The sequence below is a fragment of the Flavobacterium collinsii genome (assembly GCF_946903285.1).
Taxonomy (GTDB): Bacteria; Bacteroidota; Bacteroidia; order Flavobacteriales; family Flavobacteriaceae; genus Flavobacterium; species Flavobacterium collinsii.
Genome location: NZ_OX336425.1, coordinates 1,691,211 through 1,708,643, shown reverse-complemented (window position 1 = coordinate 1,708,643; position 17,433 = coordinate 1,691,211). Strand labels below are relative to the sequence as shown.

Here is a 17,433-nt window from a genome sequence, read left to right as displayed (position 1 = left end):
TTTAATCTATTTCTATTAAGACAGGCAAATGATCTGACGGATATCTTAAATCCTTGGAATCACTTAAGACTGCGTGTTTTTGAATTTTTAATCCGCTGTTTTTTGAGATAAAAATATAATCCAATACCAAGGTTACAGGTTCATTGTGCTTAAATTCATTAAAAGTACCGGAAGGACCAAAAGGTTTTTCTTTCGAAACCTCTCGTGTATCCTCCATCACTTTTTTGATCTCTTTAATTTGTTTTGTGTTGGGTTCTGAATTAAAATCTCCCATTAAAAACACAGGATAATTTTTAGTATTTATTTCTTTTATTTTGGAGAGAACCAGCTCTACTCCTTTTACACGAGCCACTTCACCCATATGATCAAGATGCAGGTTAAAAACCCAAAACATCTTTTTTGTTTTTAAATCTTTAAACAATCCATAGGTACAAACTCTGTTACAGGCAGCATCCCAGCCTCTCGAAACCACAGTTGGTGTTTCCGACAACCAGAAAGTGTTGCTGTGCTGTACCTGAAAACGATCTTTTTTATAGTAAATCGTGCAGGCTTCTCCTGTTCCTTTCTCTTCTCTTCCTATTCCAAATTTGTCATAATCCTGAAAAGCTAAAGCAATATCGACCACCTGATTGGGCAGTGCTTCCTGAATTCCAAAAATATCCGGACTGTAAAACCTGATTTGAGAATTAAAATAATCTTTCCGGTTGGGCCAGGCGTTTTCTCCGTCAGAAGCAACATCCAAACGAATATTATAGGTCATCAATTTTACATTCTGGCCATAAAATGAGCCACTAACTAAAAGCAGAAGCAGTACGAGAGCAATTGTGTTTGTCTTTTTCATCTTAAAAAAATTTGATTCGTAAAGCTAGCATTTCATTGGTCTCGAAGAAAAATATAAACTTCAAAATAATGTTAATTTAACCCGTTGGATGTATTTAAACACATAGAAAGTTTGCAGTCGCGGTTTACAGTCGCATTTCACATCTAACATTTTACATTTTACGCATCTATTTTTTCTGTTCTGAAAAATCTAAATAATTCAGGTTGAAGTCTCCTTTTTCGAAAACAACTTTAATTTTTTGTGTTCCGGTATTTAATGCTATTCCCGATAAAACAACTGTTTTCCATTTCTCATTTCCTCCCGTGGCTGGCAGCGTAAGGACTTCAGATCTCTTTCCATTTTGTGTTTCGAGATATAGTTTTCCCTCTGCATTTTCGCCCGAATAACGAATCGCTACTTTGTATCTTTTTTGTTTTTCCACCTGGGCAGTAAACTGTAACCACTCTCCGTCTTCGATAAAGGAAACCTGATACCCGTTTGATCCGGCATCTTTGCAGGGCAGAATATCTACACCATCATTTCGCATCGAATTTCCTTTGTTCCACTCGTCAAATTTTCCAGTTTCCACTCTGTAGTTTATAAAATCTGTATCGGAATATGCATATCCATTGCTTCCTAAATCGTATTCTGTTGCTGCAATTTTCCCCGGAATCAAATGTTTTCTATAGGGTTTGGTATCGTTGGTTTGTACCTGTCTGAACATGGCGTCAATAACATCCGGTTTAACAGTTACATTCTCCATTTTATAATTATCGGCCATTTTCATTAGCGTTTTTTTCGCAAAATCAGCAGCTGGTTTTTGACCGCCCTCTTTCCAATATTTTAATAAAACATCGTATTCCGGAATCTTGGTTACAGAAGTAACTCCTGCTATGTTTTCGATCTTTTTCATGGGCCAGAACGCCCACCCGATATTGTTGCTTTCTACCAATGTCAATACATCCTTGAACCAGACATTCGAGTTTTCGCCGCTTTCTCCAAGCCAGATCGGCACATTGTATTGCGTTCTGTAATCGAGCATTTTCTGGATCGACGCTTTGGTATTGTAGTTCCAGTATTTATGAAAACTCAAAGCCATATTCTCATCCCATAAAGGAAAAATTCCGTTGTAATTATTCCCCCAACAATTTCCTTCAATAAAAATTAAATGGTTGGTATCGACTTCCCGAATGGCTTTTGTAACCCGAACCATCAGTTCTCTTAAAGGGCCGTTGGAGTTTTCGTCACAGCCGTTTTTGTTTGTTCCGGTAAAATTCCAATTGGGTTCATTGATAATGTCGTAAGCCCCAATCCACGGGTTGTCTCTGTAACGAGACGCCAGTTTTTTCCATAACGCAATCATTTTTTTCTGATTGGCTTCACTCTCCCATAAAGAAGGTTTGGTAGTGTCATAATCTGAAATTGCCGCATCATTCCCCTGTCCTCCGGGAGCAGCGTGCAGGTCGAGAATAAGGTATATTTTATTTTCGGCACACCATTTTAACAAATCATCGGTCATAGTAAATCCCTCTTCGATCCAGGTAATTTCTCCATTTTTTTCTTCCTGAATAGATGGCGTATACAAATTATAGTGCATGGGTAAACGAATCGAATTGAAACCCCAGGCTGCTAAAGAATCTATATCGCGTTTTGTAATTCCGTTTGCTTTATAGGCTGCATAAAACTCTTTTGTTCCCTGTTCTCCAATGACATCCTGAATTTTTTGTTTGATAACATATTGAGGGCTTGCGAAAGGCTGCGTTTGTAACATATACCCTTCCTGTACCATCCAGCCGCCTAAACCTAATCCTCTTAATACGATATTTTTTCCGTTTCCGTCCACAATTTTCTGCCCGTCTCTGTGCAAAAAACCCTGTCCAAAAATAGTAGCCGAAAGCAAAAGTTGTAATGCTATAATTATTTTTTTCATCTGAAAACTATTTATTTTCTTTAATCAATTATTTCCATATATAAGTCCCGACAGCTCCTCCGTCTAAGGAGGTCGTAATCCACTTACCGTCAAACTTAATATTGAAGTTTACACTTCCCGCTCCGTCATTTTCCACAATCAGAACTTTTGAACCTAAGGGTGTGAGGAAAGCTACATTTTGCAGGCTCCCGTTTATATTACTGCCAATTCTGACCGAACCTGCCGGAACAAATTTAGACGCATGCGCAATAATGTAATAAGCTACATTACGCTGAAAACTTTCACCCGAATTAATGGTTAGCGCGCCTTTACAAGTAGTACAGCCGCCTGCCGTATGAGGTTCAAAAGCCGCATTGTTGGCTAAATTCCATTCCAATGCATTTTTGCTCCAGTTGCGCATCGAACCGATGATTACATTTTTAAGATGCCATTTTAAATCTCCTCCAAAATCCCCTGTTGAAGCGGTAAACTGTTCTGTGAAATAAATATTCTTGGCGGGATAAGCGTTATAAACTTCTGAAAGAGCCGTAATGTCACCGGCATACAAGTGAAAAGCCGAACCATCTACAAAAGGATATGCCACGGCATCCGCTAAAATCGCTTTGGGATAATTGGGATTGTCACAATTGTGATCGTATGCAATAATTTTGGTCGTAATATTGGCTGTTTTAAAGGCAGGTCCTAAATGATTTTTAATGAAATCCATTTGTTCTAAAGCCGACATTTCCATACTTGGATTATTACCACCATGCAAGGGTTCATTCTGAGGAGTTATGGCGTCAATGGCAATTCCTTCCGCTTTCATTTGCTGAATGTATTTTACAAAATACTTCGCATAAACTTCGTAATATTTGGTTTGTAACTTCCCTCCAACAAAGCTGTTTTTATCTTTCATCCAAAGAGGCGCAGACCAGGGCGTTGCCAAAATTAAAATCTTGGGATTGATTGCCAGAATCTGTTTCAAAAGCGCAAGGACTCCGTTTCGGTCTTTGTCTAAACTGAACTTTGTCAAATCTAAATCAGTAGCTCCAACAGGGATATCATTATAGGTAAAGGGTTCCGAATTTAAATCGGAGGCTCCAATACTAATTCTGATGTAACTCACTCCGATAGCCGTTTCTGAGGTACCAAACAGTTCCTGTAAAAGTGCTGCTTTTTTTGTCGCATTTAATTGATTGATGACGCTCGCACTTCCACCAGTCAGGGTATAGCCAAAACCATCAATGGTCTGGTGTTTTTGAGCTGCATTTACTTCAATGTTTGGATAACTATTAACGATCGTGTTAAATCCTAAATTTCCGGATTGCTTTGCCAATAAAACACTCTGATCTCCTTTTGTGAGCCAAAAATCGACATCATTCACTACTACAACTGGCGGCACGATCGGAGGAACAACGGCATCATTGGATGATGAACAACTTAATTCTAAAACTAATATAAGCGCAATTAAAATTTTATTTAGGTTTCTCATTGTTACTTTAAAAGAGATTTGATTTAAGTTTGAAATCAATTGAGGATTAATCCTGAAGATCAGATTAGCCCCTCAATTGGAAAAGAACACTAATAAACAAGTGTTTGTATCGCATGTGCCGGAATTTTTACTACAGCCTGTTCAGCAGCTATGATTAAATTGTAGGTCACATCTTTGTCTGTCTGATTCATTACAACAGTTGCCATTGTACCATCTGCATTTAAAAATGACGTACTTAACAAAGCGCTTCTGCTTACAGCAGAACTTACTCTTACGGCATTTAAATGAATGAATTTTGAAAAATGCCCAATATAATAATAAGATGGGGTGTAGATTAATTCTCCGGTTGTAGTATCGGCATGAATGGGCGAAAAGCAAAAATTACCCACATGATTAGGTCCTCCATTTTGATCTAAAAGAATGTTCCAGTCGGTCCATCCTGCCGTTCCATTGTTAAAATCATTAATCATCGAAATACCATATCGTTCTCCATTGCCCCAAAATTGGTATTTTTTAGCATCAAATTTTTCTACACAACCTTCTGTAAACAGCAAACCTTTGTCAGGATAGGCTTCATTTACTTTGGCTACGTTGTCAAACATTGATGCTCCTCCAGACCAGTTTTCGTACCAGTGAAACCCCATTCCCCATACATATTTTGATGCTTCTGGATCTGTATAAATCACATTTGCTCTGTAATTCATTAAATCGCGATTGTGGTCCCAGGCAATAATTTTAACCTTACTCAATTGCTCCTTTTTTAAAGTTGGTCCAAGGAAATTTTTAATAAAGTCTCTTTCTTCCTCAGCAGTATAAATACACGATTCCCATTTTTGAACCGCCATAGGCTCATTTTGAGTAGAAGTTCCCCAAATTGGAATTCCTTCTTTTTCATAGGCTTTTATAAATTTGACATAAAAGTTGGCCCAGGTCTGATAGTATTCCGGCAGTAAGGTTCCGCCTTTTAAAACGTCTTTATTGCTTTTCATAAAAGCATTTGGCGACCATGGTGCTGCATAAGTAGTTAATTTTCCACCCGCCGTTTTTATGGCCTGTTTGATCAACGGAATACGATATTGCTTGTCGTGATCAATCGAAAACGTTTTTAAATCTTTATCTCCTTCTTTGATATAAGAATAGCTTCCACTGCTAAAATCAGAACTTTGGATTGTGGTTCTTAGCAATGAATAGCCTATCCCTTTTTCTTTATCGTAGTAGGCATTTAAGAATTCCGTTTGTTTTTCTTTTGAAAGTTTAGCAAAAACTTCGGCACTTGCATCGGTAATGGCTCCTCCGATTCCCATGAAAGTCTGAAATTTTTTAGACGGTTCTACAAAAACAGAAGCCTCGATTTCAAGCGGCTGTTTTGCCGATGAAAAACTTAGATTAGCCGTAGAAGCCAATCTCAAATTTGAGTTTTCAGCAGTGGTGTAAACCGTTATCTTTTTTCCGTTGGTTGCAAATTCTTTTTTTGTTTTAGACTGCTGTGCGAAAGCCGACAACGAAAACAAAAAACATAGTATTTTAAAACTATTTTTTCTCATTCTTACAGTATTATTTTTAATTCTAAAATCGATTTTCTTACTGAACTCTTTTCAATAAAAATGGTTCAAGACCGCTCAAGAGATTTAAAAAATAGCCCATACTCATACTGATTATGGGCTATTGCCAACCAAACTTAAACTTAACTCAAAACTTCCTTTTCAGCGTCTTTCAACGCTTGTTATCGTAGTATTGCAAACAGCGAAGAAATTGCTGTTGCTTTAGTATCGCAACTATCCGGTATTCCTAATGCTAAAAGCGTCATTAGGAATACCCTTTATAGCTGGATTATTTTTTGTTTTTGAACTACCAGTGCTCTATTGGTAATTCGGATTTTGTTTCAACTTTGTACCATTAAGTTCTGTATAAGGTATCGGGAAAATTTCGTCTGTACCGGCATTAAACCCTCTGTCGGCCAGTGCAGAGGCTGCATCTCCCCAACGTACCAAATCAAAAAATCGATGCCCCTCACCGGCTAACTCCATTCTTCTCTCGTTTTTAATTGCCGCTAAGGTTACAGGAACTGAAGGCAAATGCGCTCTTTTTCTAACTTCGTCAAGTAATGCCTGCGCTCTGGCTCCTGATCCTAAAGCCTCGGCTTCCATTAAATAGGTGTCAGCAAGTCGGATGATATACGAATTTTGTTTGTAGTTCAACTCCGCATTACCTCCACCGGTACGAACATCTGACTGTCTTGGAAGGTATTTGTTAAGGAAGTAACCGGTATCCTGATAAGCCGGAATGTAGTTTGCCTTACCTGCTGCTTTTAAAGCTTTTAAATCTAATATAGTAGCTCCAAATCTTGGATCATCTTTCATTACGTCATACAGCTTTTGAGTAGCCACATTAAAAGCCCATCCTGAAGGAAGATCAGGCGCAGTAGAACCTGTTGGTCTTGAATATCCTCTTGGTCCAACCATAATGTTTAGTGTATTTCCTTCATCTCTACCTGTTCCCCAAAATGTCCAGTCAGAATTCCCTGCGCTGGTATGAGATACTTCTAATAATGACTCTGCATTAAATTTATTGGTAGTCACCCACAGGTCACTAAATTCAGGCAGTAATTTATTTCCGTATTGATTTACCTGACCCGGTGTACCATTCACTTGTGCTAAAACAGCCGCTGCTTGAGGATTTTTACCTTCAAACAAATATACTTTTCCTAATATCGCCTGTGCTGCCCCTTTGTTCAGTCTTCCGGCTTCAGTCTCGGCAACAACGGTATTAGGCAAAGCAGCAATTGCTTCTAATAAATCTTTTTCGATTTGCGCATAAATTACAGTTGGTGCAACCTGCTCCGGATCGTAAATCGTCTGCGTATTTAAAGGCACCAAAACCAACGGAATGTTTTTAAACAATCTCACTAAATTGAAATAGTAAAGTGCACGTAAGGTTTTAGCTTCTGCAGCAAATCTGGCTCTTACTGTTTCGCTCATAGTAGCACCCGGAAGTTTATCTAATAAAATATTTGCTCTGGAAACTCCCTGGTAATGATCGTTCCAGTAACTTCCCGGAATACTGATAGAAGTAAGAGAGTGCGTAGAGAAATTCTGGATTCCGTTTCCGTCTGTCGCGCTTCCGCCTCCGGCATAAAAATCGTCCGATCCGGCATTTAGCATTGCAACAAGGTTTTCGAAACCGCCTGTATTTTTTCTTATTGGATCGTAAACTCCCATTAATGCGGCGTAACATTGTTGTTCGTTAGAGAAATAAGTACTGGTATCAAATTTTCCCTGCGGATCAATCGTTACAAAATCTTCAGAACAAGATCCAAGAACAGCCATTGCAGCAGCAATGTATAGGTATTTAAATTTTATAGTTTTCATGATGCTTTTAATTTTTAGAATTGAACGTTAGCGCCTAACAAAATAGATCTGGCTTGTGGATAAACTCCTTTATCTACACCATAAACCTGTCCTCCAATTTCCGGATCAAATCCACTGTATTTCGTAAAAGTGAGCAAGTTTTCTCCAGTTAAGTAAAAACGAACTTTGTCTGAACCGATCTTAGAAGATAAGTTAGTCGGAAGAGTGTATCCAAGCTGAACGATTTTTAAACGCAGATAATTGCCGTTTTCAAGATAAAAATCAGACATATTACTGAAGTTTTTATTTGGATCATTATTTGTTAATCTAGGATAATCGTTTGAAGTTCCTTCTCCTGACCAGTGTCCTAAAGCGCTTGTCTGATAGTTTGCATTCAGGATATCCAGTCTTCGTAATCCCTGGAAAATTTTACTTCCCGCAGCTCCCTGAGCAAATGCCATGAAATCAAAGTTTTTATAATCCAGATTTACAGTAAATCCAAAACTATATTTTGGGATATTAGTTCCTAAGAATTGTTTGTCGTCATCTGTAATAGCTCCGTCACCATTGGTATCTGTCCAACGGAAATCTCCCGGTTTGGCATTTGGCTGAATTAGACCTCCTGCAGCATTTTTGTAGGCAGCAACTTCGGCATCATTCTGAAAAATACCTGCTGTTTTAAAACCATAAAACTCGTTGAAGGAATGACCAACCTGCGTTCTTGTTACCGGTCCCATAGACTGGAAAGTAGCGTCTCCAACAATGTAATTGGTAGACGATCCAACGTAAGTGATTTCATTTTTTAGATAGGCAAAATTGGCATTAACCCCCAAATTGAAATCCCCAAGTTTTTTTCTGTAGCCCAATTCAACTTCAAAACCACTGTTATCCATATCTGCAATATTAGCCGAAGGAGCATCAACAACTCCAACATATCCCGGAATAACAACATTTCTTAAAATTCCTTTCGTGCTCTTTTTGAAGTAATCCAGAGTTAGGGAAAAATCACTAAAAATCTTTGCATCAAGACCTACCGTAGTCTGTGAGGTTTCTTCCCATCCTAAATCTGCGTTAGGTAAAGTAGAGTTTCCATAACCGGTTGTGATTGAACCTGTATTTCCAACAGAATAATTGTATCCTCCAACAACCAAACCTCTGTATTTAAAATCCTCTATATTATCATTACCAACAACTCCATATCCGCCTCGCAATTTTAAACTATTCACTGCATTATTCTCTTTCCAGAAACCTTCTTTCGAAATCACCCATCCTAAAGAGAAGGAAGGGAAAACTCCCCATTTTTTATTCTCACCAAAACGAGTTGATCCATCACGACGAATGATCCCTGTAAAAAGATATTTTTCTAAATAATCATAATTGGCACGCAAAAACAAGGATGCCAATTTGTGTTCTACAAGATCAGTTGCTCTGTTTACACGATCCGTTTGAGGAATATCAAAATTGAAAGACGCATCTTTGTAGCTTGTAATTGGCAAACCAAACATAGTTACCCCAATCGTACCTCCAATGTTTTCTACATAAGCACCTTGCCCTGCCAAAACATTTACACTATGATTACCAAATTTATTAGAGTAAGCCAATGTATTTTCCAGCGTCCAAGAGAATGATTTGTTATTGTCCTGACTGTAATTGTTTCGGTCCTCTTTCATGTTTGGATTTAAGAAGAAGATCGGAGTAAAACCTTGTTTCCCCCAATAAGCGATCTTACCACCAAGTGTAGTTCTAAATTTTAAATGACTTGTGATATTTGCCTCTAAATAAGCGTTTCCAACAAAATCATCTGACCAGTCAAAACCGCCCAGTCTTGTCTGAGTATAAGCCAAAGGATTGGTCATCTCTTGTTGTACCAAAGACGAAATTCCATAAAGATTTCCGTTTGCATCTCTAACTGCATTTGGATTGGTATAAAAACCAGTACCTGCAACTGCCGGATCTCTCACGGTTAACGGAGTAAGCGGATCTAAGTTAATTGCCGAACTTAAAGGTCCACCAAACTCACTGTTTGTGTTTCCGATACCTTTGGTTTTTTGGTGTGTGTAACCAAAAGTTTGTCCAAACGTAAAATAGTCTGAAATTTTATGGGTAGAGTTTAAACGGAAGTTTTTCTTTGTATAGTTCGAAATGTCTGTTGCAACAATTCCTTCCTGATCCTGTATCCCGAAAGAAACATAAAAAGTAGATTTTTCACTACCTCCGCTAATGCTTAATTCATGTGTATATCTAAAAGCAGAATTATTAAAGATCGCATCCTGCCAGTCTGTACCTTTTCCTAAAGATGCCGGATTAGGATACTTGATAGCACCACCGTCTGCTACAGACTTATCATTCATTATTCTTCCATATTGCTCTGCATTTAACAAATCCAATCTTTTAGCCGGAGCTGAAGTCCCTGCAAAACCATTATAATTCACAGAAATTTTTCCTGATTTTCCTTTTTTAGTGGTTACCAGAATAACCCCGGTTGCAGCACGAGTACCATAGATTGCGGCAGAAGCAGCATCTTTAAGGACTTCGATAGACTCGATATCACTCTGATTGATAAAACCAATTGCGTTTGCATCTACAGCAATACCATCAACCACCCATAAAGGATCATTACCACCTTCTCTAAAAGTAGTTACACCTCTAACACGAACTTTTGAAGCAGAGCCAGGTTGTCCTGATGTAGCAGCTACTGATACACCGGCGACTCTACCTTGTAAAGATTGTTCCACTCTACCATTCGGCACTTTTTCCAAATCGGCAGATTTTACGCTGGAGATTGCTCCTGTGACCACTGATTTCTTTTGAGTACCATATCCTACTACCACAACCTCATTTAACGACTGTGATTCCGGTATTAACTTAATTGAAATTTTTGTTCTTCCATTTACAGCTTCATAAACTGGAGCATATCCAATAAAAGTGATCGTTAACGTCCCATCTGAAGGAACTTGTATTTGGAATTTTCCATCAAAATCAGATGCTGTTGCTTTGGTTGTGCCTTTTAATAAAATAGACGCACCCGGAACTGGCATTCCACTTTCATCATTTATGGTTCCGCTTACCGTAATATCCTGTGCCATTGCGATAACTGAAAACAATAGAGACGAAATACAAAAAGTAAGTAATTTTGTTAATTTCATTTTTCTAAAAATTTTGGTTAATTAATTAGTAATTTGATGCAATAATAATCCTAAATTTCTACTATCGGCAATTAACATTCACTACAAAAACACATCAAACTAAATTTATATGCCATACAAAAACACATCATTTTTTTTATAAACAACTAATTTACAACTAATTAACATTTAATTTTAAGATGTTATCAAAATGTTAATTTTAAAAACAAACACTACACTTACCCTTTAATGCTTATTTTTATAATAAAAACAGACTTCTACATCGTAATAGTAGCCAAAAACAGCACCTAAACCATTAAAAACAAACAACTTAAACACCAAAAACCATAACAACCCAAAAAATACATGAAATTGATAAAATCACATTTTATTATAACTTTTTTTACTTTATTCTCAATTACGTTTTTCGGTCAGGTTAAAAGCATAGGATTACCGGATGTACGAAATTACAAGCGTAACGAATACAAAGGAGGAACGCAAAACTGGAATATTGGTCAGGATAAAAATGGAAATCTTTACTTCGCAAACAATAATGGCCTTTTACAATTTGATGGAGCTTCATGGCGAAAATACCCTCTTCCTAATCGAACCTCAGTTCGCTGTTTAAAAATTGACGATTCAGGTAAAATTTTTGTTGGAGGCTATAATGAGTTTGGATACTTTCAACCAGACGCAAAAGGCAGACTTAAATACACCTCATTGGCTCAAAAAGTGGACAAAAACAAAATCAAGATCATTGATTTTATATGGAAAATTCATGCTGTAAACAATGAAATCGTCTTTCAGTCCTTTGCACGAGCTTATCTTTTCAAAAATGGAAAGCTTTCGATCCTGAAAGCGCCAAGACGTTTTCAATTTTCATTTTTGGTAAACGGAAAACTTTATTTTCAGGATGTCGAAAACGGTATTTTAGAGTACCGAAACAATCGACTCTATACTTTACCCAACACTAAGTCCCTAAACAATACTGAGATTTGGGCCATGTATCCGTTAGAGAAAAACAAAACACTAATAATTACCCTTGAAAAAGGATTATTTCTCTACGAAAACAACACTATAAAACCATGGAATACGGAAGCCAATGATTTTGTAAAAAAGAACAATTCTCTTGGCGGATCTATTATAAAGAACAACTTTATTGTTTTAAATTCAGTCTTAGACGGTGTGATTATTTGCGACTATAACGGTAAAATTATTCAACATGTTAACCGTAAAAAAGGACTGCAAAACAATACCATCCTGACTTCTTTTATAGACAACAAGAACAATCTCTGGCTTGGCCTGGACAACGGTATTGCCTACATTAACGAAAACTCTCCCTTTACCTATTTTGGATTCAGCTACGACATCAGTACCGTCTATGCTTCTGTAATTGATCAGGGTAATTTATATGTGGCAACCAATCAGGGTCTTTTTTATCATGCCTGGAACAATACTTCTAAAGAAGGGGTTTTTAAACTTGTAGAAGGAACAACCGCACAAACCTGGAATGTACAAGTGATAGAAAATGAACTTATATGTTCAAACAACAGAGGGGCATTAGTCATAAAGGAAGGAAAAGTAACCCGAATGATCGATTCAAAAGGTTACTATGGTTTTAAGAGGATCCCAAATCGCCCCACCTATTTTATCGGCTCAAATTATGATGGATTTGCCATTTTTGAAAAAACAGCAGGCGGTTTAGTATATAAAAATCAGATTAACGGTTTTGACAAATCATCCAACAGTTTCGAGGTTGACGAGTCTTATTTATGGCTTAAAAGAGATGAGTCTATTTACAGAATGTCTTTAAACGACGAACTAACCCATTTTTCATACATAAAAAAAATAGATCAATTAACTCCTGCTTACAAAAACATTGGAAGCATTCAGAAAATTGACAACAAAATATACTTTCAATCCAACAATCATTTTTATCAGTACGCCAAACAGCAAGACTTATTTTTTGAAGACAAGGCGCTATCCAGGCTGTTCAAAAACATACCTCTTATAAATGCGCTAAGCGAAGATACCCAATCTAATTTATGGTATGCCTTTGACGAGTCTATTGGAGTTTTAATGAAAGAAAACAATACCTACAAAAATGTTGTTGTACCATTCTCGAATTTAACAGGCAATCTGGTAAGCAATTATTTATCTATAAACACCATTGACCCTCAAAACATTTTTATAGGACTAACAGATGGACTGGCGCATTATAACTCTAAATTATTAACCAATTTTGTAACCAAACCAAAGGCTTTTATCCGAAGCTTTTCATTTCCTGGGGATACTATTGTTCTGGGGAACAATCAAAATAAAATAAAAAACATTCGCATTCCTTATTCATCAAACCATGTACGTTTTACATTCTCCTCTCCTACTTACGAAAATCTGGAAAACGTACAATTCTCCTATCAGCTTGAGCCTTTTGATGATAAATGGAGTAATTGGTCTACCATTTCTATTAAAGAATACACCAACCTTCGGGAAGGAGAATATACGATGAAAGTTAAGGTTAGAAATAGTTACGGAATACAGTCTGAACCGTCTACGCTTTCGTTTACGGTCGCGCCGCCCTGGTACAGGCACTTTTTAGCCTTCATGCTCTATTTTTTGTTACTTATAATCCTAATTTACATCGTTTCCAATCGAATAAAAGTAAAAATTCGAAAAAATAAACTCTATGAAATCCTTCTACAAAGAAAGCTGTATCTCGAAAAAGAATCAAAAATAAAACAAGAACAATATGAGCTGGCAAAGGAAATTGAAAAACTAAAAAATGACAAACTACAAATCAAAATTCTGGCAAAAGACAAAGAACTCGTAAACAACTCTTTACAAGTAGTAAAGAAAAATAAAATCCTGAACGGAATCATACACAAACTCAAAGAAATTGATGTTGAAGCCCTTGACGAATCAACAAAATTTCAAGTGAGTAAATTAAACAAAAGCATTGTCAAAGAGGTCAACACTGACAAAAGCTGGAAAGACCTTGAAAAACACATTAAGAATGTACATTTTGAGTTCTTAAAACGCTTAAAAGAAAAATATCCGACGATATCCCCACGTGAACTGGATTTGTCCACTTATTTACTGATGAATATGTCAACGAAAGAAATAGCCGAAATTATGAATATTTCGACAGGAGGAGTCGAACTGGCCCGCTATCGACTGAGAAAAAAGCTGGGACTGAATAAAAAAGAAAACCTTATTGGTTTTCTCATGAGCATTTAAAAGCAAAAAGAGGCTGTCCTTACTTTTCGGACAGCCTTGTTTTTATAAATAATTTTAGATTGAATTATAATCTAAAAGCAGTTTATTGGTCGGTAAAAATTATACGTCCTAATTCAACGCTGATTTGGCGGATTCGCTATCGCGAAGACGCTGATAAAAACGGATTCTAAAAATTAAAAAACTTTTAAATGAGGAAAAAAAATCTGTTTTTATTCGCATTTTTACGAAGTAAATCTGTTTTATCCGCGTCAAACTAAAGTAGAGACTTAAACCAATAACATAATAAGAGAAAGTCCATACTTTTCGGACAATCCCCTTTTGTTAGTCGATAAATTCTAAAGTTCGTTCCAAAGCCATTCCCCTGGAGCCTTTTATCAGAATTGTATTTTCTGCAAAATGTATCGTCTTTAAAAACTCCGAAAAAGTATCGAAGGTTTCAAAAAAATGAAGATTATCTCTGCTTACTTTCGTTTCGTAAAAAGATTTTCCTATCAGATAACAAGTCGATTTATCCTGATCTGATAAAGAATCCACAATTAATTGGTGCTCCTGCCTGCTTTCATCACCAAGCTCAAACATATCTCCTAAAATCATAACCTTATTCCCGTTTTCCAATTGCAGGAAATTGGCAATCGCCACCGCCATACTACTCGGATTTGCATTGTAGGCGTCCAGAATAATTTCGTTTGATCCTTTCTTCAAGAGCTGAGATCTATTATTCTCCGGAATATAATTCTCGATAGCGTGTTTTACAGCAGTATCTTCAACTTTAAAATAAGACCCTATTGCTACAGCCGCATTAATGTTATTTGCATTGTAAAGCCCTATTAAATGTGATTCAACATTAAAGTTATCGTATTCGATCACAACAAACGGATTAGCCTTAATATTCTTGATATTTAAGTTTGCCTGAGCATTGTTTACACCAAAAGTAAAAGACTTAATTCCCACCGATTTTTCAATCTGAATTGGATCTTCCAGATTAACAAAAGCAATTTTATCCTTTTTTGCTAAATACTGGTACATCTCGCTTTTCCCAATAATCACCCCTTCAACACCGCCAAAACCTTCGAGGTGTGCCTTTCCAAAATTGGTGATATAACCAAAATCAGGCTGTGCAATATCACATAAGAATGCTATTTCTTTCTTATGATTAGCGCCCATTTCAACGATTCCAATTTCTGTATCTTTTGTAAAAGACAACAAAGTTAAGGGAACACCAATATGGTTATTTAAATTTCCAACGGTTGCTTTGGTTTTATATTTTTGCGACAAAACTACATTGATAAGTTCTTTGGTAGTTGTTTTCCCGTTACTTCCCGTCAAGGCAATAATTGGAAGTTTCAAATACGCTCTGTGATACCTAGCTAATTCCTGCAACGTTTCTAAGCTGTTTTCAACCAGAATTGTTCTGTCGTCAATAGCATAAGCCGCATTATCAATAACAACAAATAAAGCACCTAATTCTATTGCTTTAGCAGCAAACGTATTAGCATCAAAATTTTCACCTTTAATGGCAAAAAACATAGAATCCTTCTCAATTTTTCTGGTATCAATTGAAACTGATTTACATTTTAAAAACAAGCTATGAATGTCCTGGATATTCATTTATAAAAATATTTACATATTAAAAATAAGCAATAAAAAAATTCCAAATTCCAAAAGCTGAGTAAATCAGTTGGAATTTGGAATTTTTTTATTGAATTTGCCAGAATTTAGTTTCTAGGCGATTTTCTTTTTTCAGATTTAGCTCCTACTCTGGACATCGCGCATCTAAATCCGATATAATCAGTTGCCATATCCTGAGGGAAATATCTTCTTTGACCCGGATCCAACCAATAAGCTCTGTCTCTCCATGAACCTCCTTTGTAAACTCTTACATTATCATCGATTAATGTTGTACGTTTACTTGAGTTGTCATATTTTTTAACCATCTGACCTAAACTATCTGTAGTGATATTGTGCTTAGGAGAGTTGTACATTGTCTGATCTGCTTTAGATCCTGATTCAGAATCTCCAAAATCAAAATACTTAGAAGATTGTTTGTCACCATCTCTGTAATTGATATTGTTACTAGTATCGAAGTTTGTTCTTAGATAAGTTTCATTTTCATCAACCGGAACCTGAGCAATTTCTCCAGGTAAATTTGTTGCAATTTTTTTACCGTTACTTAATGTTTTGTATTGAATATTATCTTTAGTGATAATTTCAATTTTACCATCTTTCCCGATTTTGTTTTTAGCATATTGATTTCCTCTAAAGTAGTTAAAATCATTTGCTTCGTTATCAATAATAGGTCTGTAAACATCGGCAACCCATTCGGCTACGTTTCCAGCCATATCGTACAATCCAAAATCATTAGGAGCGTAGCTTTTTACAGAATTTGTGATATCTGCTCCATCATCAGACCAACCTGCAATTCCACCGTAGTCACCGTTTCCTTGTTTAAAGTTAGCCAATTGATCTCCTTTGTTTTTACGTTTTGAAGAACGCGTATAATCTCCGGACCAAGGATATTTCTTTTGTCCTTTATAGATATTGTATTCTCTTTGTCCAACGTCAGCAGCTGCAGCATACTCCCACTCTGCTTCGGTAGGAAGTCTGTATTCTGGTAAGATAATACCTGAAGAACGCTGTGCGTACACATTTTTCTCTTCCGGAACTACTCCGTCTTTACCTGCTTTAGGTCTTCTTCCGTTAGGATTTTTCTTTAATACAAGTTCTTCGTTACCGCCGTAAGTAGTACTTGGAGAAGCAACATAACCTTCTGTATTAAATAAACTTTCAGCGCTAACATCCTGAGTTTTTGCTCCTTTTTTAAGGTAACCATTTTTTTCTAAAACTGCTTCGTTCACACGGTCAGTTCTCCATTTAGCAAATTCAACAGCCTGAATCCAGTTTACACCTACTACCGGGTAGTTTGCGTAAGATGGGTGTCTCAAGTAATTGTTTGTCATCGTTTCGTTATATCCTAAACGATTTCTCCACACAAGAGTATCAGGAGATGCTCCTTCATAAATGTTCTTGTAATTTTCTTCTGTTGGTGGGAAAACTTTCTTTAACCACTCCAGGTATTCTAAGTACATACCGTTGGTAACTTCAGTTTCATCCATATAGAATGACTGAACGTGTTGTTGAGTTGGTGTGTTATTCCAATCATGCATAACATCATCCTGTACTTTACCCATTGTAAATGTACCTCCTTCAACAAAAACTAAACCAGGACCAGCCTGTTGTTTTTTTCCTGCATTTCTGGCAGCAGTTCCATTCTGACTGTCTACGTCCCAACCAGTTGCCCTGGAAGCATGACTGGAACTCGATTTTTTGCTACAACTAGCCGTGCCTAACATCAATACCATTGACATCATTAATTGCAAGACTACAATTTTGTTTACTTTCATACTCATTCTGTAGGTGATAAATTTAGGTGCTGCAATATAATAATTAACATTTAATTAGCAACATCCGGTCTAATAATTTTATTTAGCTGTTTTTTACCAGAA

The 17,433-nt window shown here is 36.7% G+C and carries 9 protein-coding genes; 1 reads left to right on the top strand and 8 read right to left on the bottom strand.

What is annotated here, in order from left to right; translation table 11 throughout:
- Nucleotide 1 precedes the first annotated feature (1 nt).
- From OGZ34_RS07560 to OGZ34_RS07535, 6 genes are all read right to left on the bottom strand, one after another.
- Nucleotides 2-841 carry an endonuclease/exonuclease/phosphatase family protein gene (locus OGZ34_RS07560; protein ID WP_263362644.1) on the bottom strand — a complete coding sequence of 280 codons (840 nt, stop codon included), beginning with the start codon at nt 839-841 and terminating at the stop codon, nt 2-4.
- 166 nt (nt 842-1,007) lie between these two features.
- Entirely contained in the window at nt 1,008-2,750 is a 1,743-nt protein-coding gene (locus OGZ34_RS07555; RefSeq protein ID WP_263362643.1) for a cellulase family glycosylhydrolase, read from the bottom strand.
- 28 nt (nt 2,751-2,778) lie between these two features.
- Nucleotides 2,779-4,221 (bottom strand): glycoside hydrolase family 30 protein, encoded by a 1,443-nt coding sequence (locus OGZ34_RS07550; protein ID WP_263362642.1) that lies wholly within the window; start codon nt 4,219-4,221, stop codon nt 2,779-2,781.
- Between the two features lie 89 nt (nt 4,222-4,310).
- Nucleotides 4,311-5,765, bottom strand: a complete 1,455-nt coding sequence (locus OGZ34_RS07545; protein ID WP_263362641.1) for a glycoside hydrolase family 30 protein — start codon at nt 5,763-5,765, stop codon at nt 4,311-4,313.
- A gap of 315 nt (nt 5,766-6,080) precedes the next feature.
- A complete protein-coding gene (locus OGZ34_RS07540; RefSeq protein ID WP_263362640.1) occupies nt 6,081-7,589 on the bottom strand; it encodes a RagB/SusD family nutrient uptake outer membrane protein in 1,509 nt (502 codons plus the stop codon).
- A 14-nt stretch (nt 7,590-7,603) separates the two neighbouring features.
- Complete coding sequence (locus OGZ34_RS07535) at nt 7,604-10,714, bottom strand: SusC/RagA family TonB-linked outer membrane protein (RefSeq protein ID WP_263362639.1); 3,111 nt, start codon at nt 10,712-10,714, stop codon at nt 7,604-7,606.
- 345 nt (nt 10,715-11,059) lie between these two features.
- On the opposite strand from OGZ34_RS07535, the gene OGZ34_RS07530 reads away from it, so the two are divergent.
- On the top strand, nt 11,060-13,930 hold the full coding sequence (locus OGZ34_RS07530) for a triple tyrosine motif-containing protein (protein ID WP_263362638.1): 2,871 nt from the start codon (nt 11,060-11,062) through the stop codon (nt 13,928-13,930).
- A 321-nt stretch (nt 13,931-14,251) separates the two neighbouring features.
- Here the strand turns inward: OGZ34_RS07530 and OGZ34_RS07525 are convergent, their stop codons facing one another.
- Both OGZ34_RS07525 and gldJ read right to left on the bottom strand, forming a co-directional pair.
- A complete protein-coding gene (locus tag OGZ34_RS07525; protein ID WP_263362637.1) occupies nt 14,252-15,538 on the bottom strand; it encodes a UDP-N-acetylmuramoyl-tripeptide--D-alanyl-D-alanine ligase in 1,287 nt (428 codons plus the stop codon).
- 107 nt (nt 15,539-15,645) lie between these two features.
- Nucleotides 15,646-17,331: a gliding motility lipoprotein GldJ gene (gene gldJ / locus OGZ34_RS07520; protein WP_173964329.1), complete on the bottom strand. Its 1,686-nt coding sequence runs from the start codon at nt 17,329-17,331 to the stop codon at nt 15,646-15,648.
- Between the last annotated feature and the right edge of the window lie 102 nt (nt 17,332-17,433).